The organism is Caulobacter sp. LARHSG274 (genome assembly GCF_052871235.1).
In genome coordinates, this window is the sequence record NZ_JBIXJO010000002.1 from 378,193 (window position 1) to 399,697 (window position 21,505).

The following is a 21,505-nucleotide window of genomic DNA, read 5'->3' on the forward strand; positions in this document are numbered from 1 at the left end:
ACCATCCCTGACCGGAGCCGTCCCATGCGTCCCGACCTGTCGCCGTCCCGCCGCCTGATCCTCGCCGGCGCCGCCGCCTCCGCCCTGCCGGGGGTGAGCCTGGCCGCCGCCGCCGGTCCGGCGCCCTTCGGGGCCACGCCCTCGGCCCGGCAGCTGGCCTGGCACCGGCTGGAGACCTACGGCTTCGTGCACTTCTCGATCAACACCTTCACCGACCGCGAGTGGGGCTATGGCGACGAGTCGCCGGCCCTGTTCAATCCCACCGACTTCAGCGCCGACCAGATCGTCGCCGCCGCCAAGGCCGGCGGGCTCAAGGCCCTGATCCTGACCGCCAAGCACCACGACGGCTTCTGCCTGTGGCCCAGCCGGTTCACCGAGCACAGCATCAAGAACAGTCCGTACAAGGACGGCAAGGGCGACATCGTCGCCGAGATGGCCCAGGCCTGCGCCCGCGGCGGCCTGAAGTTCGGCCTCTACCTGTCGCCCTGGGACCGCAACCACGCCGATTACGGACGGCCGGAATACGTCACCTATTACCGCAACCAGCTGCGCGAACTGCTGACCCAGTACGGCCCGTTGTTCGAGGTGTGGTTCGACGGGGCCAATGGCGGCGACGGCTATTACGGCGGGGCCCGCGAGGTGCGCAAGATCGGCCCCAACTACTACAACTGGCCGTCGATCGTCGCCTACGTCCACGAGCTGCAGCCGATGGCGGTGACCTTCGACCCCAAGGGCGCGGACCTGCGCTGGGTGGGCACCGAGGAGGGCTATGCCGGCGACCCCTGCTGGGCGACGATGGACGAGGGGCCCTATACCGAGGCCAAGGGCCAGAGCGGCGTGCGCGGCGGTTCGGTCTGGTGGCCGGCCGAGGTCGACGTCTCGATCCGCCCCGGCTGGTTCTGGCACGCCTATGAGGACGGCGACGTCAAGTCGCCGGGCCGGCTGCAGAAGATCTATTTCGAGTCGGTCGGGCGGGGGACCAACCTGCTGCTCAACCTGCCGCCGGACCGTCGCGGCCGCATCGCCGACCCCGACGTCGCGGCCCTGGCCGCCTGGGGCGCGGCCCGCCAGGCGCTGTTCGCCAAGGACCTGGCGGCCGGCGCTCACGCGCAGGCCAGCAACGCCCGGCCCGGCCATGCCGCCGCCCAGGTGCTGGACGGCGTCCGCGACACCTACTGGGCCTGCGACGACGGCGTCGCCGCGCCGGAGCTGGTGCTGACCCTGCCGGCGGCGCGGACCTTCGACGTGGTGCGCCTGCGCGAGCACCTGCCGCTGGGCCTGCGGGTCGGCCGCTTCGCCCTCGACGTCTGGGACGGCGGCTGGCGCCAGATCGCCGAGCACCAGGGCATCGGCTCCCAGCGCCTGGTGCGGCTGGCCGCGCCGGTGACGACCCGCAAGCTGCGGCTGCGGGTGCTGGACGCCCCGGCCGGTCCGGCGATCAGCGAGATCAGCCTGTTCCGCCAGCCGGTGCTGGTCGATCCGCCGGCCATCAAGCGCGACCTGCAGGGGCTGGTGTCGATCATCGGCGACGCCCCGGGGCTGGAGCTGCGCTACACGCTCGACGGAACGGCGCCGAACCGCGGCTCGACGCGGTTCACCGCGCCGTTCCCGCTGCCCGAGGGCGGGGTGGTGCGGGCCATGGCCATCGAGCCGGCCAGCGGCGTGGCCAGCGGGCCGGCCCAGGTCGCGTTCGACGTGCGCAAGTCCGACTGGCGGATCGCTGAGGCCAGCGCCCCGGGCGCGGAGGCGCTGATCGACGACGACCGCGGCTCGGTCTGGCGGGCGCCGAGCCCCTCCGTCGTGGTGCTCGATCTGGGCCGGGTGCGGCGGCTGTCCGGCTTCACACTGCTGCCGGCCTGGGACCGGCCGCAGGGGGCGGGCGCGCCGGCCGGCTATCGGGTCGCCACCCGCGGCGACGACGGCGCCTGGACGCCGGCCGGCGAGGGCGAGTTCGCCAACATCGCCGCCAGCCTGGCCCCCCAGCGGGTGCGCTTCGAACCGCGCGACGGCCGCTATCTGAAGCTGGAGATCACCCGCGCCGCCGGCGGCGAGGCCTTCGTCGCCTTCGCCGAGCTGGGGGTGATCACCGGCGCGCGGTGAGGGGCAGGATCGCGCTCCTATTCCCGCTCATCCCGGCGAATGCCGGGACCCAGATCCTATAGCGGTGAGGATGATTGGAAGGGCTCAGCGCTCTTGGCGTCGGCCTCAAAGCCATTCCATCTGGGTCCCGGCATTCGCCGGGATGAGCGGATTTTGGATATGGATCAACTCGGCCAGCAAACGCATTCCTAGCCGGCGAGACGTTCCCGCCGCACCGACATCTGGATGACCAGGCCTTCCGGCCGCCAGTGGCGGGAGAACTGGCCGGCCAGTTGGCCGGTGACGGTCAGGCGGGCCAGCTGGCTGCCGAAGCCTTCGTTGATCGTCTGATCATGGAGGAGCGGGCCGCCGTGCTCGGTCCAGACCAGGCTGAACAGCTCGCCGTCCTTGGCGCACGCGATTTCGACCCTTCCGTCGGGGGTCGAGAGCGCGCCATATTTGGCGGCGTTGGTCGCGAACTCGTGCAGCAGCAGGGCGAAGCTGGTGATGGCCTGGCCGGTGATCGGCGCGTCCGCCCCTGAGACGGTGATCCGCGCGCCTTGCGAACGGTCGTCGTCATAGGGCGCGGCGATGGCGCCGATCAGGGCGTGCAGGGTCGTCGAGCGGTCGATCGACGGCTCGCCGTCGAGCAGCGCCGGCAGGGTCAGGGCGTGGGCGCGGGCCATGGCCGACAGGCGCTCCTGCACCGCCGCGCCCAGATCGGCGACGCTCTTGGCCGAGCGGGCGCTGAGCGCGACCACGCTGCTGGCGATGGTGAACAGGTTCTTGACCCGGTGGTCCATCTCCCGCAGCAGCAGGCGCTGCTGGGCCTGGGCCTGGCGCCGCTCGGTGATGTCGCGGGCGATCTTGGAGGCGCCGACGATGCGGCCCATGCGGTCGCGGATCGGCGAGATGGTCAGCTCGATATCGACCAGGCTGCCGTCCTTGCGACGGCGCACGGTGTCGAAGTGCTCCATGCGCTCGCCGGCCCGGATGCGGCCAAGGATCTTTGGTTCCTCATCGAGCCGGTCGGGGGGAATGAGCAGGGTGACCGGCTTGCCGATGGTCTCGTCGGCCGTGTAGCCGAACAGGCGCTGGGCCCCGGCGTTCCAGCTGGTGATGACGCCATTGAGGTCCTTGGCCAGGATGGCGTCCTCGGCCGACTCGACAATGGCGCTGAGCTGCTGGGCGGCGCGTTCGGTGTCGCGACGGTCGCTGATGTCGATCAGCATGTTGACGGCCCCGGTCAGGCGTCCAGCCGAGTCGTAGAGGGGCGTCGGATAGGGAATGAAGGGCGCGCGGGTCCCGTCCGGGCGTTCGGCGATCGCCTCCACGCCGCGGATCGGCCGGCCTTCCTTCAGGGTCATCGCCATCGGGCACTGGTCGTGGGGCAGGGGGCGGCCGTCGGGCCAGAACAGCTTCCACGACCCGCACCACTGGTCGTGGCCCAGGGTCGGCCGATGCCCCCACAGGGCCGCGGCCGCCTCGTTGTAATAGGTGATCCGGCCCGCGGCGTCGGTGACATAGACGGCGGCGGCCAGGGCGTCCAACACCTGGCGGTCGCTGGGTCCGCTGCGGGACAGGACGTCACGGAGGGCGCGGAAGGGATTTTCCAGTCGAGACACGCCCTGAGACACGTCCAACGCCGCCCGATCAGCCGTGTCGTCCATGAAAGCGCTGCCCCGAAAGCGATGTCGGTCAGCCGACAATCTAGGTCTGAATCTTAACGCCTCAACAGCAAAGCCGGTTCAGATCCGAAGAAATTTAGGTGCGCCTTCGCGGCCGCGATCGTCGGCGAAGGTCCGCTGTTGAATTTAGATAAACAGACAGTATATTCAAATTGCCGCGGCCGCTGGAGGCCGCCATCAGGGAGCTGTCCGATGCCGTGGGCGATCATCCTGGCCCTGTCGATTCATGTGCTCGCCGCGATCTTTTGGGCGGGAACCACCTTCACCCTGGCGCGGACCGGCGGAGGCCTGGCCGGACCGCTGTTCCGGCCGCAGATGGGGGCCGCCGCCCTGGCCGTGCTGTCGGGCGCCTATCTGTGGTTCGGCCTGCATCACGAGGGAGCCGGCGGCCCCGCCGAGCGGGTGCTGGAAGTCGCGGCGCTCTGCGCCCTGCTGGCCGCGGGCCTGCAGGCGGTGATCGTCGGACGGGCGCTGGCGGCGCTGGGGAAGAACCCAGCCGACGACAACCCGGCCCGCGCGCGGCTGGCCCTGGGCCACCGGCTGGCGGCGATCCTGCTGGCCCTGACGGCGATCGGCATGGTGACGGCGCGTTACGCCTGATCCGCAGCCGGCGCAGACCGCCGCCAGACCAGCGGCCAGCCCAGGGTGGTCCCGGCCGCCGCCAGCAGGACGGCGCCGCCGCCCAGGATCTGCAGGGCCTGGGGCCGGTGGCCGAAGGCGACGATGTCGACCAGGATGGCGACCAGCGGATAGGTGAACGACAGGGCTCCGGCCACGGCCGTCGGCAGCTTCTGGATCGCGCCATAGAGCAGCACGAACACCAGGCCGGTGTGGACGACGCCCAGGGTGATCAAGGCCGGCCAGGTCGCGCCGCTGGCGAAGCGCGGCGGCGGCAGGTGGGCGAACGGGGCCAGCATCAGCAGGCCGACCCAGACCTGGACCAGCACCAGCAGGATCGGCGGCACGCCGGTCAGCCGCTTGGCGACGAAGGCGGCCAGGGCGTAGAAGAACGCCGCGCCCAGGGCCATGGCGATCCCGAGCAGATAGCCGGGCGACGGCGCGCCGCCGGGCCTGGCCTGGACCAGCAGCAACACGCCGACAAAGGCGATGGCCAGCCAACCCAGCTTGCTGGCGGCCGGGCGCTCGCCCAGGAACGCCGCGCCCAGGGCGACCAGGATGAACGGCTGGGTGTTGTAGACGGTGGTGGCGATCGAGATCGTCGCCCGCGAATAGGCCCCGAACAGCAGCAGCCAGTTGAGCACCACCGCCGCCCCGCCCAGGGCGGCCAGGCCGAGCTGGCGCCCCGTCAGGGCGTCGCGCCGCAGCATGCCCCGGGCGCCGCAGACCGCCAGAAGGGTGATCGCGCCAAACAGGCAGCGCCAGAACACCACGTCCAGCACCGGCTGGCCCGAGATCACCACGAACCAGCCGATGGTGCCCGACACCGTCATGGCGAGCACCATCTCCATCGCGCCCCGGGTCTGCGTCGTCATGCTCGTCTCCTGCCGAAACCTTGGCGAAGATCATAGCGGCCGGGCGCCTGGATGATATGGATAGGATGAGGCGTGTCGGCCAATTTGCCTTCATATATTAGGCGGAACGCGATAGGGATGTATCCATGGAAGCCCTCGACGCCGTAGATCATAAGATCATCGAAGCCCTGGCCCGCGACGCTCGGCTTTCGCTCAAGGCCCTGGCCCAGCAGGTGTCGCTGTCCTCGCCCAGCGTCGCCGAGCGGCTGCGGCGGCTGGAGGAGCGCGGCGTGATCCGCGCCTTCACCGTCGAGGTCGACCCCCGCCTGCTCGGCTACAGCCTGCAGGCCATCGTGCGGATCAAGCCGCTGCCGGGCCGGCTGCACGTGGTGCGGGCGCTGATCGAGGAGATTCCGGAGTTCATCGAGTGCGACAAAGTCACCGGCGACGACTGCTTCATCGCCCGCCTGTGCCTGCGCTCGATCGAGCATCTCGACCAGATCCTCGACCGGATCACCGACAAGGCCGAGACCAGCACCGCCATCATCAAGTCCACCCCGGTCGCACGCCGGCTGCCGCCGCTTTAGGAAGACCCCGCCGCCTCGCGCTCGAGCCGGTCCAGGGCGTCGTCGCAGGCCTGCTGGACCAAACGGCGGGGGTCGGTCGCCGAGGGGCCGTCGCGCAGCAGGCGGAACATCGGATAGCTGGTCAGGGCGAACAGCAGGTCGACGGTTTCGGCCCGCCGGGCGCTCCACGCGTCGCCGGGCGCGAGACGCTCGACCAGGGCGGCCAGGGTCCGGCGGCGGCGATCGTTGCGCGCCCCCAGGGCCTGGGCGAACTCCGGATCGGTGGTCATGGCGTCATGCAGGCCCTGCACCGCCAGGTCGCCACCCCAGAAGTCGCAGAAGATCCCGACCAGGGCCTGCAAGCCCTGGCGCGGCGACGGATCGGCCAGGGCGGCCGGGATGCGCCCCAGCTGGCCCCGCGCGGCGATATGGTCGAAAGCCGCCTCCAGCAGCCCGCGGCGCGAGCCGAACTGGTTATAGAGGGTCAGCCGGGTCACCCCCGCCGCGCGGGCCACGGTCTCCAGCGAAAAGGCCGCGATCGGTTCGCGGCGCAGGAGCTCCACGGCGGTGGCGACCACATGCTCGCGCTTGGCGTCGGCGGCGGCGCTGCGGACGGCGCTGACATAGGGACGGGTCGCCATCGGGCCTCGCGCGGTCTGCTGTACGCCCTGTATAGGCCTCCAGATGCGCTAGGCCAGTCCGGCCGCGCGGGCCTGGAGGCCGAACCGGTCGCGATAGTCGGTCGGGCTGACGCCCAGCTGGCGGCGGAAATGGTGGCGCAGGGTGGCCGGGCTGCCGAACCCGCTGCGCCGGGCGACATCCTCGATCGACAGGTCGCCCGCTTCCAGCAACTCGCGGGCCCGGTCGATCCGGACCGACGCCAGCCAGGCCCCGGGGGCCGATCCGGTCGCCTCGATGAAGCGGCGGTTGAAGGTCCGCTCGCTCATCGCCGCCCGCCGGGCCAGCTCGCCGATCGTCCAGGGATGGTCGAGCCGGCCGCGCATGGCGTCCAGCAGCTCCGACAGCCGCGAGCGCTCGGACGCCACCGGCCGTTCGACATATTGCCGCTGGCCGCCGTTGCGGTGGGCCGGCAGGACCAGCCGGCGGGCGACATGGTTGGCGATCTTCGGCCCATGGTCGCGGCGGACCAGGTGCAGGGCCAGGTCCAGGCCCGCGGCGCTGCCGGCCGAGGTCAGCACCTGGCCCTCGTCGACATAGAGCACGTCGGGATCGAAGACGATGTCGGGATAGGCGGCCGTCAGCCGCTCGGCGTAGCGCCAGTGGGTGGTGGCCCGCCGGCCGGCCAGCAGCCCGGCGGCGGCCAGCACGAAGACGCCCGAACAGATCGACATCAGCCGCGCGCCGCGGGCGTGGGCCCGCCGCAGCGCCTCGACCAGCGGCGCCGGCGGGAGGACGTCGGGGCCTTTCCAGCCGGGGACGATGACCAGGCCGGCGTCGTCCAGGCCCTCCAGTCCGTGGTCGGCCTCGACCCGCAGGCCGCCGCAGGCCCGCATCGGCCCGGGCTCGACCGCGCAGGTCGCCAGCCGGTACCAGCCGGGCCCGAGCTCCGGCCGCGGCAGGCCGAACACCTCGACGGCGATGCCGTATTCGAAGGTGCACAGGCCGTCATAGACCAGCACGGCGACCTTTGGCGAAGGCGGTGAAAAGGGCTTTGGCATGATCCTGACGATGATAGGCAAATCCGCCACTGGCGGCAACGCCGCGCCGGGCGCATTCCCCAGGCCGTCAGACTTCTGGAGCCCGCCATGTCCAATGTCACCGCCGTTCCCGCCGCCCCCGCCGACCAGGCGCTCGCCCATTTCGAGGACGAGTTCCGGTTCGAGACCGACTGCTCGGACGTCCAGGCCACCCTGGCGGCCGGCGACCCGGACTTCGTGCTGATCGACGCCCGCAGCCACGCGCTGTTCGACCAGGGGCACGTGCCCGGCGCGGTCAGCCTGCCGCATGGCAAGATCATCGCCGGCAAGCTGGCGGCCTACGCCCCCGACACCCTGTTCGTGACCTATTGCGCCGGCCCGCACTGCAACGGCGCGGCCCGCGCCGCCGTGCGTCTGGCCCGGCTGGGACGGCCGGTGAAGATCATGGCCGGCGGCGTCACCGGCTGGCTCGACGAGGGCTTCGCGCTGGAGGCGTCGGACCGCCTGGCCTAGCCGGTCCTCAGACCACCACCCGCCAGGCCGTCAGCCGGTCCTCGACCGCCTTCCGCTTCTCCAGGCAGACGCCCAGATTATAGTCGAACAGGTTGTCGCGGACCTCGATCAGCTCGGCGTCGTCAACCACGCCGTAATGGGCGAAGTCCTCGCGGTGGACGGCGATCACGGTCGGATCGCTCTGCACGCCGGGGTTCTGGTGCGGCTTGCAGGACAGGGCCAGGGCCTGGATCAGGTCGGCGTCGAAGGTCATTTCGACGATGACGTTCCCGCCCGGCGCATTGGCGTTGTAGAACTGCCGGACCATGGGCAGGGAGGTCGACATCCAGACCCGGTAGTGCAAGGTGTTGTTGTACTTCAGCGCCGCGCCCAGCACGCCGTCGGCGGCGATCTTGTTGTGCTCGGCCTGGTCCATCTTGCGATAGAACTTGTTCGAGGTGCGCTTGCGGGTGATCGGCACGCGCAGGGCGAAGTTGTTCTTGCCGTTGTTGAACGAGTCCCGGCCGGCATAGACGTCGCGGATATATTGCCGGGTTCGCTTGGTCAGGAACGGATTGCCGACCCAGCTGACATATTCTGCCTTGCTGAGTTCGCCGCTGGGCTTGATGTAGTTGTCGCCCTCGAAGGCCTTGCGATTGACCTGCATTGCGCGTCCCCCTCAGCCAAGCCGGCAGCTTGCCCCAGGGCCGTCGTGATTGCAACGTCCGCAAGCACAGCCTGGGACTGAGCCGAGGGGCCGCGGCCGCGCCATTGGCTCACGAGTCGGCAGCGGGACGGCCCAGGCCCTGGAACGCCCTGGCGTGGGCGATCAGGGGCGGTCCGGGCGCGAGCCGGAGGGCGGTCGCCGTGACGATGAACACCGAATGGGTGCCGGCGTCGATCACCTGGCTGATCGCGCAACGGGCGGTCGAGAGCCCGCCCTGGTAGGCCGGCGGGGCGTCGGCCGCCAGCCGCCAGCGACCGGGATCGAAGCGTTCGTGGCTGAGGCCGGGCGCCGAGAACCGCAGCGCCTCGCCTTGGTCGTCCTCGGCCAGCACCGCCACCCCGCAATGGGCCGCGCGGCGCAGGGCGTCGTGGCTGGAGGCCTCCTTGCGGACGCAGAACAGGAAGCGCGGCGGATCGACCGACAGGCCGGTGATCGAGCTGACCAGCAGGCCGCGCGGCGTCGTCCCGTCCCAGCAGGAGACGATCGCCACGCCGCTGGCCAGCTGCGCCAGCGCCTCCTTGAAGCTTCCCGACGCCACAAGCGGCGCGGCGGGCGCGGCGTGGACGGCGTAGGGCGGCTCCGCGCCGGACGAGGCGTCGCCGAACGGCGCGGCGACCGGCCAGGCGGCGTCGCCCAGCCAGCGCGGATCGATGTCGAGCGCCATGGCCGTCAGCCCGCGGCCGCCGCCGGCCTGGCGTCACGCTGGGCGACCAGCTCGCGGACCAGGGGGATCAGGTCGCGGCCGTAGGCGACGGCGTCGTCGAGCGGGTCGAAGCCGCGGATCAGGAAGGTCGAGACCCCCAGGTCGTAATAGTCGAGCAGGCCCTCGGCCACCTGTTCGGGCGTGCCGACCAGGCCGGTGGAATTGCCCTGGGCGCCGGTGACGGCGGCGACCCCGGTCCACAGGCGCTTGTCCAGGCGCGCGCCCTGGTTGGCCGCGTCGAGCAGGCGTTGCGAGCCCGCGTTGGGCGGCGTGTGGCCGCTGGTCGGCAGGCCGGCCTTCTCGCGCAGGGCCTTGGCCTGGGCGACGATGTCGTCGGCCTTGGCCCAGGCGGCTTCCTCGGTGGCGGCGATCACCGGGCGCAGCGACAGCGAGAACCGCACTTGGCGGCCGTGCTTGGCGGCGGCGTGGCGGACGCGGGCGATGGTCTCGGCGACCTGGGCCTGGGTTTCGCCCCACAGGGCGAAGATGTCGGCGTGCTTGCCGGCGACCGGAATGGCGGCGTCGGAGGAGCCGCCGAAATAGACCGGGATGTGCGGCTTCTGCAGCGGCTTGACCCCGCCGAAGGCCTGCTTGACCCGGTAGTACTGGCCCTCGTAGTCGAACGGCCGGTCGCTGGTCCATTCCTGGCGGACGATGTCGAGATATTCGCTGGTGCGGGCGTAGCGCTCGTCCTTGGTCAGGTGATCGCCGTCCTTGGCCAGTTCGTCGTCGGAGCCGCCGGTGATGATGTGGACGGCCACCCGGCCGCCGGTGAACTGGTCCAGAGTGGCCAGCTGGCGGGCGGCGACGGTCGGGGCGGTGAAGCCGGGACGGTGGGCGATCATGAAGCCCAGGCGCTGGGTCACCGAGGCGGCGTGGGCCACCACCAGCTGGCTTTCCGGCGAGGTCGAGCCGAAGGCGACCAGGGCGCGGTCGAAGCCGCCCTCCTCATGGGCGCTGGCGACGCGGTCGACATAGTCGCGGTCGATGACCGGGCCGCTGGCCGGATGGATCTCGGACTGGTGCTGGGTGCCGATATAGCCGATGAATTCGACGGGCATGGGGAGGCTCCGATCTTGGTATGGGCGGGAAGTCTAGGGGCGGGCGAAGGCGGGAAAAGCGAGGCTTTCTCAAGGGCTTGATCAGGACGGCTCATCAGGCCGGAACCTGGGCGGCGGCCTCCTTGAGCAGGGCGCGGCGGACCGCGGGGCGGGCCAGGGCGCGGGCGGCCTTGGCGCCCCAGGCGGGGTAGGCGGCGGTGTCGATCTTGCGCCGCTCGGCCCAGCGCCAGATCACCAGGGCGTAGGCGTCGACGGCGCTGAAGCTTTCGCCCATCAGCCAGGGGCCGGGGTTGCGCGCCAGGCGCTCGATGTCGGCCAGGGTGCGGGCGAACCGCGCCTCGCCCGGGGTGGCCAGGGCGGCCTTGACCCCGTCGTCGTCGGCGAAGCGCTCGGGCCGCGCGATCTGCGAGAAGGCCACATGCACGGTGCTGGCGAACCAGCTCATCACCTCATAGGCGTGGGCCAGCTTCAGCGGGTCGGCCAGGGGCAGCAGCTCGCTGTGCGGATAGGCGTGGGCCAGATAGGTCAGGACGGCCAGCACCTCGGTGACCGGCTCGCCGTCGACCGCCAGGGTCGGCACCCGGCCGCGCGGATTGACCCGCAGATAGTCGGGGCTGTGCTGGTCGCCGGCCGCCAGGTCCAGGCGGTGGCTCTGATAGGCGACGCCGATCTCTTCCAGGGCGATCAGCGGGGCCAGGGACGAGGCGCCCGGCGCGAAATAGAGCTTGAGGGTCATGGCCGGCCTCAGATGACGAAGAAACCGTGGGAGCCGTCGCGGGCCAGCTGGTCGACCAGACCGTATTCCCAGTCGAGATAGGCCTGCATGGCCTCGGCCGCGTGGTCGGTTCCCTCGTAGGGGCGCTTGTAGACGTCCTCCGGGTCGGAGGCGGCGCGCACCAGGCCGGCGTCCAGCCGGCGGCCGGTGGCCGCCCAGGCATCGGTGCCGCCGTCCAGCACCCGCACCGGGCGGTCGGAGATCTCCTCGACCTCGGCCGCCGCCAGCCGCGCCAGCCGACCGTCGGGCGAGGTCAGGACGATCGGCAGGCCCTCGGGAATGCGCTCGAAGGCCTCGGCCAGGCGGGCGCGGATCGCGAACCAGGCGCCGGGGACATGGCCCTTGCGGTGGACGGGGCTGGGCGCGAGGTCCAGCACCACCACCGCTGCGTCGCCCAGCGCCACGGCCAGGTCGTCAGGGGTGATGGTCTCGACGGTCGGGATCGGCGGCAGGGTCGCCCGCCAGGGTCCGGTCTCCAGCTCGCCGTCGAAGCCGCCGTCGAGGACGTAGACGTCCCAGCCCAGCTGGGCCAGCCACGAGGCGCTCATGTCGGCGCGAGGCCCCAGGTCGTCGGCCAGGACGATGCGGCCGCCGCGCACCGGGGCGAAGACATCGGTCTCCTGCACCAGCTGGCCGCCGGGGGCCGAACGGAAGCCGGGCGGGTGGCCGGCGGCGTATTCCTCGGGCGTGCGGACGTCGAAGCGGTAGAGGGTGCGCTTGCGGTCGGCGGCCAGGTCGGCCAGGCCCTCGGCGTCGATCCGGCGGACGCCGGCGCGGTAGGCGACGTCGCGGGCCTTGGCCCGGGCTTCGGCCAGGGTCTGGTCGGAGACCGCGGGGAAGCGGCGGCTCTGGCCGTGCTCCAGGCGCTGCTGAGCGAGGGTCCAGCCGATGGCGCCGTTGCGCAGGGCGTAGACCGGGTTGGGCAGGCCGGCGTTGATCAGCGACTGGGCGCCGATCAGGCTGCGGGTGCGGCCGGCGCAGTTGACGATGATGGTGGTGGCCGGGTCGGGGGCGATCTCGCGGGCCCGCAGCACCAGCTCCGCGCCCGGGGTGCTGATCCCGCCTGGAATGCTCATGGTGGCGTATTCCTCGAACCGGCGGCTGTCGAGGATCACGTGGTCGGCCTTGGCGTCGATCAGCTTCTGGACGTCGGGGGCGGGCAGGGACGGGGTGTGGCGGCGGGCCTCGACCAGCTCGCCGAACGCCTTGCTGTAGGAATTGACGTCCTGGAACAGCTCGTAGCCGGCGTTTCGCCAGCCCTGCAGGCCGCCCTCCAGCGCCCGGACCTGGCTGTAGCCCAGGGCCGCCAGGCGTCGGCCGGCCGGCGAGACCAGGCCCTCGCCGTCGTCATAGAGCACGATCTTGGTGTCCCGGCGCGGGACCCGGTCGAGGATCTCCAGCTCCAGCCGGCTGAGCGGCAGCTGCGAGGCGAACAGCGGGTGGGCGCGGGCGAACGGGTCCTCCTCGCGCAGGTCGAGCAGGGCGATCTCGCGGCGGGCGATCCAGTCCTGGCGGATCTCGCGCGGGGTGACGGTGAGCAGGGTCATGGGGCGACCTCGGTGAGGACCTTCGAGCGGTCCCAAAGGTTGGGCAGGGTGGTGTTGGCGTAGCCGGAGACGAACGGTTTCGGCCGGCCGGCGGCGTCGTAGGTCGAGCGCCGCACGGCGCCGATGTTGGCGCCGTAGACGTGGATGCTGATCGAGACGCGGTCGTCGAAGGCGTTGGTCACCTGGTGCACGTCGCCGACCGTGGGCGAGACCGCCTCGACCTCGCCGCGCTCCAGCCGGTGGACCGGCCCGACGGCGGCGAAGGCGTCGCCGCGCCGCGCGAACCGTTGCGACAGCTCGGCCCCGTGCAGCACGCCGACCAGGCCCCAGACCGTGTGGTCGTGAACCGGCGTCGCCTGGCCGGGGCCCCAGACGAAGCTGACCACGCTGAACCGCTCGCGGCCGTCGCAATGCAGCAGATACTGCTGGTAGCGAGCCGGGTCGGGGCGGGCGTAGGCGTCGGGCAGCCAGTCGTCCTCGGCGACCAGCCCCGCCAGCAGCCGCCCGCCCTCGGCGAGGATCAGGCCTTCGTCGGGGCCCTGATCGATCAGCGTCCCGAGGGCGCCGACGAAATCGGCCAGCCTGGACAGGTTGGGGCGGGGCTGGGTCATCGGATCACAGCGCGTATTTGAGGGTGACCAGGACCGTCCGCGGGTCCGGGAAGTTCTGGTAGTAGACGCCGGTCGACGGGGTGTAGGTGGCGCTGACCGGCTTGTCGGAGTCGAGCAGGTTGCGGCCCGACAGCACCACGCTCCAGCGCGGGTCCGGGGTCAGCCAGGTCACCGTGCCGTTGACGAAGGTCTGGGCCGGGGCCTCGTCCTGCGGCCGCTGCAGGGCGTTGAAATAGGTCTTGGTCTGGTACTGGGCGTTCAGGCCGATGCGGATCGAACCCGGAACCGACACCGGCACGTCGTAGGTCAGGCCGCCCGACAGGCTCCAGCGCGGCGAGTTCAGCAGCCGGTGGCCGTCGGCGTCGACGCCGATCCCGCCGGCGTTCCGGTACTTGTCGTAGACCGCGAACAGGTAGCCGGCCGAAGCCTGCAGCGACAGATGCTCGGTGGCCCGCAGGTCGCTCTCCAGCTCGACCCCGTAGGTGTGGGCCTTGCCGGCGTTGGCGCGCACCGAATTGCCCGGATAGGCCGGGTCGATGTAGCTGACCTGCAGGTCCTTGTAGTCGTTGTAGAACACCGCGAGATTGACCCGGGCGCGGCGGTCGAACAGCTCGGTCTTCAGGCCGGTCTCGTAGGTGTCGACGTTCTCGGGCGCGAACGGCCGGGTGGCCAGGTCCAGCCGGGTGGCGCGGTTGTCGAAGCCGCCGGACTTGAAGCCCCTGGACCATGTCACATACTGCAGGACGTCGGGCGTCCACTGGAACTGGGCCGACAGCTTGGGGGTGATCGACGAGAAGATCTTGTCGGCCTGGCCGGCGATCGATTGGCCGACCACCTGGCCTTGCAGGTTCAGCACCTTGTTGTCGAAGGTGAAGTCCTTCTTCTCGTTGGTCCAGCGCAGGCCGCCGGTGAGGCTGAGCCGGTCGCTGAGCGCATAGGTCGCCTCGCCGAACAGGGCGTAGGCGTCGGTGTTGGTGATGTTGTGGGCCCGGGCGAAGCCGTAGTTTCCGGGCGCCGCGACCGGGTCGGTGGGCAGGGCGTTGCGGCGGCTGTAGCCGTCGCGCTGCACGAAGAACCGCTCGTGCAGATAGAAGGCGCCGCTGGTGAAGGTCAGCTTGCCGTAGTCGCCGTTCAGCTGGACTTCCTGGGTCACGTACTGGTCGTTGTAGTGGATCAGGTTCTTCTGGATCAGCGCCGCCTCGCCGTCGTTGTCATAGGCGACGGGATTGAGGTTAAAGCCGCCATAGGAGGTGACCGACTTCAGTTTCAGGTTGTCGTTCAGGGCGTACTGCACGCGCACGGCGCCGCTGATCTGGTCCAGGTCCTGCACCGGTTCGACCTCGGAATAGGAGCGGTCGGTGCGGTGCTCGCCGTTCGGCTGCCGGACCGGCACATAGCTGCGGGTGTCGCTGCGGTCCCTCAGGGCGTTGAGCGTCAGCAGCACGTCCAGCCGATCGGTCGGTGTCCAGCGCAGCTTGGCGCGCCAGGCGTCCAGGTCGATGCGGTTGACGTCGTGGTTCAGGGTCGGGTCGAAGGTGACGCCGTCGCGCTCGTGGTGGATGTAGGACAGGCTGCCGGCCAGCTTGCCGGCGACCAGCGGGCCCTCGACCAGGCCGCGCACGTCGACCGCGCCATAGTTGCCCAGGCCGACCTCGGCCTTGGCCCGGAAGGCCTCGCCGGGGTCGCGGGTGATGATCCGCAGGGCGCCGGCGCTGGAGTTGCGGCCGTAGAGGGTGCCCTGCGGCCCGCGCAGCACCTCGACCCGCTCCAGGTCGTTGAACTCGACCATCGAGCCGATCTGGCGCGGGATGTAGACGTCGTCGACATAGACGGCCAACACCGGCTCCTGGATCGGATCGGCCTCGCCCACGCCGCGCAGGGCGTAGGTCTGGGTGGTGTGGCTGATGGTGACGCGGCTGATGCTGAAATTGGGGATCTGGCCCGACAGGTCGCGGATGCTGTCGATCTTGCGGTCGGCGAGCAGCTGCTGGCTGAAGGCCGAGATGGCGATGGCGGTTTTCTGCAGGTCGGTGGCGCGACGCTCGGCGGTGACCACCACCTGCTCGACGGCGGGGGCGCTGGCGGCGTCGACCTCGGCCGGCGCCGCCTGGGCGACGCCGGCCAGGGCCAAGGCGGAGGTTCCGGAAATCCAGTAGATAAAAGTAGAGCGACGCGACATCATTATCCCCGTTCTTGTTATCGAGGATAAGGGTCGAATATCTGCGGCGTCTCAATCCATATAAAATCAGTAGACTTGCAGTTCATCTCATATCGATGATGTGAATATGAGTTATGAATATTCTTAAACTGAGGTTTCTCTTCGAGGTTCGGTTCTTTCTTCCGTCTCCCCGGCGAAGGCCGGGGTCCAGGTGAAACCCACGCGATGCTCAGGATGAATCTGGATCCCGGCCTTCGCCAGGAGGGCGGCGGTGGCTGGATCCACCTCCCCGGCGAGGAATGGACCCTAGGCATCGCGAAGGGCGCTGTTCAGGCGATCGTCCCACAGCGGCCGCACGTCGACCTTGCCGGGCAGCAGGCCGGCGGCCGCGAAGGCGTCGGCGACGCCCTGCTGCGAAGCGATGGCCGCGTCACTGACCTTGATCAGCCGGGTCGGGCCGCTGCGCTCCTGGAATTCGCGCAGGTACAGGGCCGCCGGCACGCCGGTGGCGGCGCTGCGGACCTGGGCCCAGCGCGCGCCGTCGGCGTTGACCCAGTCGGCGATTTTGGCGTAGCGGCCCAGATAGTCGCCCAGGGCCTGGCGCTTGAGCGGGTCGTCGAGGGCCGGCTTGGCGGCGGCGATCAGATAATTGCCCGACAGGATGCCCTTGGCGGTGCGCAGCACCCGCGCCCCGGCCTGGCGGGCCTGCTGGACGATGACGCCGTAGATGATCCAGGCGTCGACCGCGCCGCTGGAGAAGGCCGCCAGCCCGTCCTGCGGCGACAGGGCGACCGGCTGGATGTCGGTCCATTTCAGCCCGGCCTCGTCCAGCAGGCGCAGCAGGATGTAGTGCGAGGTCGTGGCCTTCACATAGCCGATGCGCTTGCCCTTCAGGTCGGCGAAGGCCTGGGCCTTGCTGTCCTTGGGGACCAGCACGACCTGGTTGTTGACGTCGCCCTGCAGCACCGCGACGATCCGCACCTGGTTGCCGGGGGCGCCGGCCACGAAGATCGGCGGGATCTCGCTCATGCCGCCGACGTCCAGCGCCCCGGCGTTGATGGCCTCGGCGATCAGGTTGCCGCTGGCGAACTCGGACTTGGCGATCTTGTAGGGCGTGTCGGCGACGCCGGCCTGGTCGAAGAAGGTCTCCAGATTGCCGCGATAGGTCGCGGTCCGCAGCGTCAGGGCGTCCAGGGATTTCGGACCGGCGGGCTTGGCGGGCGAGCAGGCGGCCAGCGCCGAGAGGCTGGCAACAGAAAGGCCGCCGGCGAGCAGGTAGCGACGGGACAGGATCATCAGTCGAACAGGTCCGGTTCTTCCTCGGTGACCACGTCCCAATAGGGCTGGAAGGCCCAGAAGCCGCCCGCCTCGCCGCCGACCTGGCCGGCGGTGTGCTTGGCCACTTCCGGCGGCATCGGCTTGGTCGGGCCCGCGGCCTGCGCCAGCAGCTGGGTCTGGCAGGCGTTCTCAAGCGCCAGGTAGCGCCAGACGGCGGCCTCGACCGACTGGCCGACAGTGAGAATTCCGTGGTTCTGCAGGATCACCGCCTTCTTCGGCCCCAGGGCCTTGGCGATCTTCTGGCCCTCGCTGGCGTCCAGCACCACGCCGGAAAATTCCTCGAACAGGGCGTGGTCGTCGTAGAAGGCCGCCGAGTCCTGGGTCAGGGGATCGAGCAGCCGGCCCAGGGCCGACCAGGCCTTGCCGTACAGCGAATGCGAATGGGCGGCGGCGACCACGTCGGGCCGCGCCGCGTGCAGCTGCGAATGGATGGCGAAGGCGGCGCGGTTCAGCCGGGCCGGGACCTTGGCGGGCGGCTGAACGATCTCGCCGGCATGGCTGACCAGCATCAGGTCCGAGACCTTGATCCGCGAGAAGTGCACGCCGAACGGATTGACCCAGAAGTGGTCGGTCAGTTCCGGGTCGCGGGCGGTGATGTGGCCGGCCCCGCCCATGTCGAAGCCGTAGCGGCCGAACAGCCGGTAGGACGCCGCGAGGCGCTGCTTGCGATAGAGCCGCTCCTGTTCGTGGGTCGGCTGCACTGGCAGGACCTTGGCGCCGAACTCCGGCAGCACGGTCTCGATCTTGGCCGGGTGAGGGCCTGGGAAGGCCCTGCCTGTGAAGCTGTTGGCGGGACTGATGGCGGTCATTGGAATGTCCTTCAGTAGCCGCGCGACAGGTCGACGACGTCGGCCAGGGGCGCGCCGGACCGGAAGCGGGCGAGGTTCTCGGCGAAGCGGGTCGCCAGGTTGATGCGGGTGTCGGGCGTATGGACCGAGGTGTGCGGCGACAGCCTGACCTTCGGGTGGCTGTAGAACGGATGCCCTTCGCCCAGCGGTTCGGGATGGGTGACGTCGAGGCTGGCGCGGGCCACACGCCCGTCGTCCAGCGCCGCCAGCAGGGCCTCGTCGTCGATCAGGGCCCCGCGGGCGATGTTGATCAGGTGCAGGCCGGGCTTGGCGGCGGCCAGCACCTCGCGGCCGATCAGGCGCCGGGTCTCCGGCGTGGCCGGGGCGGCCAGCACGACATGGTCGCTGCGGGCGAACAGGGTCGCGAGGTCCGCCACCCGCTCGACCCCCGAGGTCGGGATCGGCTTGTCCGAGCGGCGGGTGGCGATGACGTTCAGGCCCAGGGCCTGGGCGCGCGGGGCCAGGGCCTCGCCGATCGCCCCGAACCCGACCAGGCCCAGGGTCGTGCCGGCGACCAGCTTCAACGGCTGCGGCGCCCAGCGCTCGGCCTTGTCGATCCAGATGTCGGGCAGGCGCTTGGCCTCGGCCAGGATCGCGGCCAGGGCGAACTCGGCCAGGGCGACCGCGGAAGAGCCGCGCGCCGAGGTCACCACCGGGCCGTCGAACAGCCAGTCGGGATAGAAGTCGATGCCGACCGAGACCAGCTGCACCCACTTCACGTCGTAGGGCCAGCCCTTGGGCGGCGCGGGCGGCAGCACGCCGCCGGCCTTGCGGAACGGGGCGGCGACCAGGACCTTGGCCTCGGCCGGCAGGGGCGCGGCCAGGCCCGGCGGCACGGCGATGATCTCGGCGTCGCCGACATGCTGGGCGAAGACGCTGTTGAAAAGCTCGGGCAGCTGGCTGGCGACGACCAGGCGGCTCATCGAGCCGCCTCATAGGCCGCGAACGCCGCCTTGCCGGCGCTGGTCAGCACCACGTCGGACTGCGGGGTGTGGACCCGGCCGCACAGCACGTCGCGATGGTGGCGTTCCAGGGCGTTGTGGCGGGTCAGGCCGGGATTGCCGGTCAGCTTCAGGGCCTTCTCGACCGCGCTGATGGCGTTCTCGGTGACCAGGTGCTTGACCAGGCCGGCCTCGATGCCGCCGAGCTCGCCCTGGGCGGCGGCGTCCAGCAGCACGCGGTTGGACAGCAGCAGGCCGTCGATGTCGCCGACCGCCTCCTGGAAGCGCGGCAGGGTCGACAGGGCCGCGCCCAGATTGGCCGGCTTGCGGTTGGCCAGGAAGTCGACCAGCCAGTCGCGGGCGGCGCGGGCCTGGGCGTCGTAGATCGCCGCGGTCAGCACCGCCGACCAGGTCGCGAAGCTGGCCGGGTAGGGCGGCGGCGCGCCGACCGGCTGCGGATCGAGGGCGTGGTCCAGCGGCACGAGCACGTCCTCGAAGACCACGTCGTGGCTGGCGCTGGCCCGCAGGCCCAGATGGTCCCAGCTCTCCTCGATGACCACGCCCGGGGTGTCGGCGCGCACCAGCCAGCCGCCGACCAGCGGCTCGGGGTCGTCGGAGCGGGCCCAGACCACCAGCCAGGTCAGGGCGGTCGAGCCGGTGGAATAGATCTTGCGGCCGCTGATCCGCCAGCCTTCCGGCGTGCGGCGGGCGACCGTGCCGGGCAGGCCGCCCCGGGCCGGGGTGCCGAGGTCCGGCTCGACCCGCAGGGCGTTGATCAGGGCGCCGTCGGCGATCGCCTCGCCGATCACCCGCTGCTTGAGGTGTTCGGGCCAGCCGGAGCGGCCCTCGACCGAGGCGTGGAACAGGTACTGCATGACCAGCACCAGGGCCGTGGCCGGCTCGCCGCGGGCGACGGCCGAGACCACCTTCAGGGCGGTGGGCAGGTCGGCCTCCAGCCCGCCCAGCCGCCGCGGCGCGGTCAGGGCCAGCAGGCCGGCCTCGCGCAGGGCCTCGAAATTGGCGAACGGGAAGCTGGCCTCTCGGTCGTGCTGGCCGGCGGTGGCGGCAAAGGCGGCGGTCAGGCGGGGCAGGACGGCGTCGAGGTCGGGCAGCCGCGGCTCGCGGTTCAGGCGCAGGGCGGCGGCGCTCACAGCACCACCTCGCCGGTCGGGAAGGCGACCAGGGCCCGCTCCGGACCGGGCGCCGGCGCGGCCTGGGGGGCCTCGACGCCGAGATGGCCGAGCAGGCGGCGGCGAACGGCGTGGAAGCGGGCGTCCGGCTGGCGCGGTCGTTCAAGGGCGATGCGCTCCTCGACGGCGATCTTGCCCTTGTCGAGCACCAGCACCCGGTCGGCCAGGGCGACAGCCTCGTCGACGTCGTGGGTGACCAGCAGCACCGCCGGCCGGTGCCGGCGCCACAGCGACAGCACCAGGTCGTGCATCTTCAGCCGGGTCAGGGCGTCCAGCGCCGCGAACGGCTCGTCCAGCAGCAGCAGGGCCGGCTCGCGGACCAGGGCCCGGGCCAGGGCGGTGCGCTGGGCCTCGCCGCCGGAAAGGGTGGCGGGCCACGCGTCGAGGCGATGGCCAAGGCCCACCTCCGTCAGCGCCGCTTCGGCGCGGGCCCGGACTTCGTTGTCCCTCAGGCCCAGCGCGACGTTGCGCCAGACCTTCTTCCACGGCAGCAGGCGGGCGTCTTGGAAGACCACGGCCCGGGCGGCGGGGGTGGTCACGTCCTGGCCTTCGGCGGAGTCGAGGCCGGCCAGGGTGCGCAGCAGGGTGGTCTTGCCCGAGCCGCTGGCCCCCAGCAGGGCGACGAACTCGCCCGGCGCGATGGTCAGGTCCAGGCCGTCGATCACCACGTGGTCGCCGAACCGGCGGGTGAAGCCCTTCAGGCGGACGGTCGGGGCGGGGGCGGCTTCGACGGCGGCGAAGGCGCGGACGCGAGGCTGGGCCATGGTCATTGCTCCACGAGGCTGGGCCGCCACGCCAGCGCCTTGCGCTCCAGCGTGCGGACGAGGGCGTCGGCGGCGAGGCCGAGCAGGGCGTAGACGAGCAGGCAGACGACGATGATGTCGGTGCGCATGAAGTCGCGGGCGTTGTTGATCAGGTGGCCCAGTCCGGCCTGGGCGTTGATCTGCTCGGCGATCACCAGCATCACCACGCTGATGCTCAGCGCGTAACGCAGGCCGACGAAGAACGACGGCAGGGCGCCGGGCAGGATGACGTTGAGGACCAGCTCGCGACCGCCCAGGCCGAAGCTGCGCGCCGCCTCGACCAGCCGCACGTCGACCCCGCGAATGCCGGCGAACAGGTTCAGATAGAGCGGGAACACCGCCGCCACGGCGATCAGGGCGATCTTCGGCGTCTCGCCGATGCCGAACCAGACGATGAACAACGGGGTCAGGGCGACGACGGGCAGGGTGCGCTTGATCTGCATCAGCGGGTCGACCAGGGTCTCGCCCCAGCGCGACAGGCCCGAGGCCAGGCCCAGGCTGACGGCGACGACCAGGGCGATGGCCAGGCCGGTCCCGGCCCGGCCCAGCGACACGGCCAGATTGCCCGGCAGCTCGCCGGACAGAATCATCGACCAGAAGGTCTCGGCCACGATCGACGGCGCGGCCAGCACCCGTTCGGGGATGACGCCGAGGCGCGAGCTGAGCTCCCAGAGCAGCAGCAGCGCCACCGGCGACAGCCAGCGGGCCCGCGACCAGCGCGGCCAGCGCCGCGGGCCTCGCCATGGCGAAGCTTCAGAAATTCTATGGGTCGCCGCCAGAGACATTGAGGGTGTGCCGTCCCGTGAACCGTTGCGGCGCGAACGCCTTTGCTCCAGAGAGAAAGGCGT

General features: G+C 71.1%; 21 protein-coding genes. 4 read left to right on the forward strand and 17 right to left on the reverse strand.

Features of this window, described 5'->3' with window-relative positions; genetic code table 11:
• The first annotated feature begins 24 nt into the window (after nt 1-24).
• Nucleotides 25-2,100, forward strand: a complete 2,076-nt coding sequence (locus ACIPQB_RS06050; RefSeq protein WP_446484313.1) for an alpha-L-fucosidase — start codon at nt 25-27, stop codon at nt 2,098-2,100.
• Between the two features lie 188 nt (nt 2,101-2,288).
• On the opposite strand, the gene ACIPQB_RS06055 is transcribed toward ACIPQB_RS06050, so the two are convergent.
• Complete coding sequence (locus ACIPQB_RS06055; protein WP_446484314.1) at nt 2,289-3,749, reverse strand: PAS domain S-box protein; 1,461 nt, start codon at nt 3,747-3,749, stop codon at nt 2,289-2,291.
• A 210-nt stretch (nt 3,750-3,959) separates the two neighbouring features.
• On the opposite strand from ACIPQB_RS06055, the gene ACIPQB_RS06060 reads away from it, so the two are divergent.
• Nucleotides 3,960-4,367, forward strand: coding sequence for a hypothetical protein (locus ACIPQB_RS06060; protein ID WP_446484315.1), 408 nt, complete (start codon nt 3,960-3,962; stop codon nt 4,365-4,367).
• Here the strand turns inward: ACIPQB_RS06060 and ACIPQB_RS06065 are convergent.
• Nucleotides 4,358-5,260, reverse strand: a complete 903-nt coding sequence (locus tag ACIPQB_RS06065; protein ID WP_446484316.1) for a DMT family transporter — start codon at nt 5,258-5,260, stop codon at nt 4,358-4,360. The genes ACIPQB_RS06060 and ACIPQB_RS06065 overlap by 10 nt on opposite strands.
• 125 nt (nt 5,261-5,385) lie before the next feature.
• Between ACIPQB_RS06065 and ACIPQB_RS06070 the strand changes: the two genes are divergently transcribed.
• Nucleotides 5,386-5,826, forward strand: a complete 441-nt coding sequence (locus ACIPQB_RS06070) for an Lrp/AsnC family transcriptional regulator (RefSeq protein ID WP_446484317.1) — start codon at nt 5,386-5,388, stop codon at nt 5,824-5,826.
• Here ACIPQB_RS06070 and ACIPQB_RS06075 read toward each other — a convergent pair.
• Complete coding sequence (locus tag ACIPQB_RS06075) at nt 5,823-6,446, reverse strand: TetR/AcrR family transcriptional regulator (protein WP_446484318.1); 624 nt, start codon at nt 6,444-6,446, stop codon at nt 5,823-5,825. The two genes, ACIPQB_RS06070 and ACIPQB_RS06075, sit on opposite strands and share 4 nt — an antisense overlap.
• A 48-nt stretch (nt 6,447-6,494) precedes the next feature.
• The gene (ftrA, locus tag ACIPQB_RS06080; RefSeq protein WP_446484319.1) at nt 6,495-7,484 is read right to left on the reverse strand and encodes a transcriptional regulator FtrA; all 990 of its coding nucleotides are present in this window, start codon (nt 7,482-7,484) and stop codon (nt 6,495-6,497) included.
• An 87-nt stretch (nt 7,485-7,571) separates the two neighbouring features.
• Between ftrA and ACIPQB_RS06085 the strand changes: the two genes are divergently transcribed.
• The gene (locus tag ACIPQB_RS06085) at nt 7,572-7,976 is read left to right on the forward strand and encodes a rhodanese-like domain-containing protein (RefSeq protein WP_446484320.1); all 405 of its coding nucleotides are present in this window, start codon (nt 7,572-7,574) and stop codon (nt 7,974-7,976) included.
• A 7-nt stretch (nt 7,977-7,983) separates the two neighbouring features.
• Here the strand turns inward: ACIPQB_RS06085 and ACIPQB_RS06090 are convergent, their stop codons facing one another.
• The 13 genes from ACIPQB_RS06090 to ACIPQB_RS06150 all read right to left on the reverse strand — a co-directional run bounded on the left by ACIPQB_RS06090 (nt 7,984) and on the right by ACIPQB_RS06150 (nt 21,442).
• On the reverse strand, nt 7,984-8,622 hold the full coding sequence (locus ACIPQB_RS06090; RefSeq protein WP_446484321.1) for a hypothetical protein: 639 nt from the start codon (nt 8,620-8,622) through the stop codon (nt 7,984-7,986).
• Between the two features lie 109 nt (nt 8,623-8,731).
• Nucleotides 8,732-9,346 (reverse strand): flavin reductase family protein, encoded by a 615-nt coding sequence (locus tag ACIPQB_RS06095; RefSeq protein ID WP_446484322.1) that lies wholly within the window; start codon nt 9,344-9,346, stop codon nt 8,732-8,734.
• A gap of 5 nt (nt 9,347-9,351) precedes the next feature.
• A complete protein-coding gene (locus ACIPQB_RS06100) occupies nt 9,352-10,446 on the reverse strand; it encodes an LLM class flavin-dependent oxidoreductase (protein WP_446484323.1) in 1,095 nt (364 codons plus the stop codon).
• 94 nt (nt 10,447-10,540) lie between these two features.
• A complete protein-coding gene (locus ACIPQB_RS06105) occupies nt 10,541-11,182 on the reverse strand; it encodes a glutathione S-transferase family protein (protein WP_446484324.1) in 642 nt (213 codons plus the stop codon).
• An 8-nt stretch (nt 11,183-11,190) separates the two neighbouring features.
• Nucleotides 11,191-12,768 carry a rhodanese-like domain-containing protein gene (locus ACIPQB_RS06110; RefSeq protein ID WP_446484325.1) on the reverse strand — a complete coding sequence of 526 codons (1,578 nt, stop codon included), beginning with the start codon at nt 12,766-12,768 and terminating at the stop codon, nt 11,191-11,193.
• Entirely contained in the window at nt 12,765-13,379 is a 615-nt protein-coding gene (locus ACIPQB_RS06115; RefSeq protein WP_446484326.1) for a cysteine dioxygenase, read from the reverse strand. The genes ACIPQB_RS06110 and ACIPQB_RS06115 overlap by 4 nt, the downstream gene beginning before the upstream one ends.
• Nucleotides 13,380-13,383: 4 nt before the next feature.
• Nucleotides 13,384-15,558: a TonB-dependent receptor gene (locus ACIPQB_RS06120; protein ID WP_446484327.1), complete on the reverse strand. Its 2,175-nt coding sequence runs from the start codon at nt 15,556-15,558 to the stop codon at nt 13,384-13,386.
• A gap of 285 nt (nt 15,559-15,843) precedes the next feature.
• A complete protein-coding gene (locus ACIPQB_RS06125) occupies nt 15,844-16,833 on the reverse strand; it encodes an ABC transporter substrate-binding protein (protein WP_446484328.1) in 990 nt (329 codons plus the stop codon).
• The gene (locus tag ACIPQB_RS06130) at nt 16,833-17,684 is read right to left on the reverse strand and encodes a class II aldolase/adducin family protein (RefSeq protein ID WP_446484329.1); all 852 of its coding nucleotides are present in this window, start codon (nt 17,682-17,684) and stop codon (nt 16,833-16,835) included. The genes ACIPQB_RS06125 and ACIPQB_RS06130 overlap by 1 nt, the downstream gene beginning before the upstream one ends.
• An 11-nt stretch (nt 17,685-17,695) precedes the next feature.
• Nucleotides 17,696-18,646 carry a D-isomer specific 2-hydroxyacid dehydrogenase family protein gene (locus ACIPQB_RS06135; RefSeq protein ID WP_446484330.1) on the reverse strand — a complete coding sequence of 317 codons (951 nt, stop codon included), beginning with the start codon at nt 18,644-18,646 and terminating at the stop codon, nt 17,696-17,698.
• Nucleotides 18,643-19,815: an acyl-CoA dehydrogenase family protein gene (locus ACIPQB_RS06140; RefSeq protein ID WP_446484331.1), complete on the reverse strand. Its 1,173-nt coding sequence runs from the start codon at nt 19,813-19,815 to the stop codon at nt 18,643-18,645. The genes ACIPQB_RS06135 and ACIPQB_RS06140 overlap by 4 nt, the downstream gene beginning before the upstream one ends.
• Nucleotides 19,812-20,624 (reverse strand): ABC transporter ATP-binding protein, encoded by an 813-nt coding sequence (locus tag ACIPQB_RS06145; protein WP_446484332.1) that lies wholly within the window; start codon nt 20,622-20,624, stop codon nt 19,812-19,814. Before ACIPQB_RS06145 ends, ACIPQB_RS06140 begins: the two co-directional genes overlap by 4 nt.
• The gene (locus ACIPQB_RS06150) at nt 20,621-21,442 is read right to left on the reverse strand and encodes an ABC transporter permease (RefSeq protein WP_446484333.1); all 822 of its coding nucleotides are present in this window, start codon (nt 21,440-21,442) and stop codon (nt 20,621-20,623) included. The genes ACIPQB_RS06145 and ACIPQB_RS06150 overlap by 4 nt, the downstream gene beginning before the upstream one ends.
• Nucleotides 21,443-21,505: the final 63 nt, after the last annotated feature.

Excerpts from the sequence above, each read along its gene's own strand:
- ACIPQB_RS06095 (WP_446484322.1), bottom strand. The coding sequence starts at position 9,346 with ATGGCGCTCGACATCGATCCGCGCTGGCTGGGCGACGCCGCCTGGCCG.
- ACIPQB_RS06050 (WP_446484313.1), top strand. The coding sequence starts at position 25 with ATGCGTCCCGACCTGTCGCCGTCCCGCCGCCTGATCCTCGCCGGCGCC.
- ftrA (WP_446484319.1), bottom strand. The coding sequence starts at position 7,484 with ATGCCAAAGCCCTTTTCACCGCCTTCGCCAAAGGTCGCCGTGCTGGTC.
- ACIPQB_RS06110 (WP_446484325.1), bottom strand. The coding sequence starts at position 12,768 with ATGACCCTGCTCACCGTCACCCCGCGCGAGATCCGCCAGGACTGGATC.
- ACIPQB_RS06130 (WP_446484329.1), bottom strand. The coding sequence starts at position 17,684 with ATGACCGCCATCAGTCCCGCCAACAGCTTCACAGGCAGGGCCTTCCCA.
- ACIPQB_RS06085 (WP_446484320.1), top strand. The coding sequence starts at position 7,572 with ATGTCCAATGTCACCGCCGTTCCCGCCGCCCCCGCCGACCAGGCGCTC.
- ACIPQB_RS06100 (WP_446484323.1), bottom strand. The coding sequence starts at position 10,446 with ATGCCCGTCGAATTCATCGGCTATATCGGCACCCAGCACCAGTCCGAG.
- ACIPQB_RS06125 (WP_446484328.1), bottom strand. The coding sequence starts at position 16,833 with ATGATCCTGTCCCGTCGCTACCTGCTCGCCGGCGGCCTTTCTGTTGCC.
- ACIPQB_RS06120 (WP_446484327.1), bottom strand. The coding sequence starts at position 15,558 with ATGTCGCGTCGCTCTACTTTTATCTACTGGATTTCCGGAACCTCCGCC.
- ACIPQB_RS06135 (WP_446484330.1), bottom strand. The coding sequence starts at position 18,646 with ATGAGCCGCCTGGTCGTCGCCAGCCAGCTGCCCGAGCTTTTCAACAGC.
- ACIPQB_RS06075 (WP_446484318.1), bottom strand. The coding sequence starts at position 6,446 with ATGGCGACCCGTCCCTATGTCAGCGCCGTCCGCAGCGCCGCCGCCGAC.
- ACIPQB_RS06090 (WP_446484321.1), bottom strand. The coding sequence starts at position 8,622 with ATGCAGGTCAATCGCAAGGCCTTCGAGGGCGACAACTACATCAAGCCC.
- ACIPQB_RS06055 (WP_446484314.1), bottom strand. The coding sequence starts at position 3,749 with ATGGACGACACGGCTGATCGGGCGGCGTTGGACGTGTCTCAGGGCGTG.
- ACIPQB_RS06105 (WP_446484324.1), bottom strand. The coding sequence starts at position 11,182 with ATGACCCTCAAGCTCTATTTCGCGCCGGGCGCCTCGTCCCTGGCCCCG.
- ACIPQB_RS06145 (WP_446484332.1), bottom strand. The coding sequence starts at position 20,624 with ATGACCATGGCCCAGCCTCGCGTCCGCGCCTTCGCCGCCGTCGAAGCC.
- ACIPQB_RS06115 (WP_446484326.1), bottom strand. The coding sequence starts at position 13,379 with ATGACCCAGCCCCGCCCCAACCTGTCCAGGCTGGCCGATTTCGTCGGC.
- ACIPQB_RS06070 (WP_446484317.1), top strand. The coding sequence starts at position 5,386 with ATGGAAGCCCTCGACGCCGTAGATCATAAGATCATCGAAGCCCTGGCC.
- ACIPQB_RS06060 (WP_446484315.1), top strand. The coding sequence starts at position 3,960 with ATGCCGTGGGCGATCATCCTGGCCCTGTCGATTCATGTGCTCGCCGCG.
- ACIPQB_RS06150 (WP_446484333.1), bottom strand. The coding sequence starts at position 21,442 with ATGTCTCTGGCGGCGACCCATAGAATTTCTGAAGCTTCGCCATGGCGA.
- ACIPQB_RS06065 (WP_446484316.1), bottom strand. The coding sequence starts at position 5,260 with ATGACGACGCAGACCCGGGGCGCGATGGAGATGGTGCTCGCCATGACG.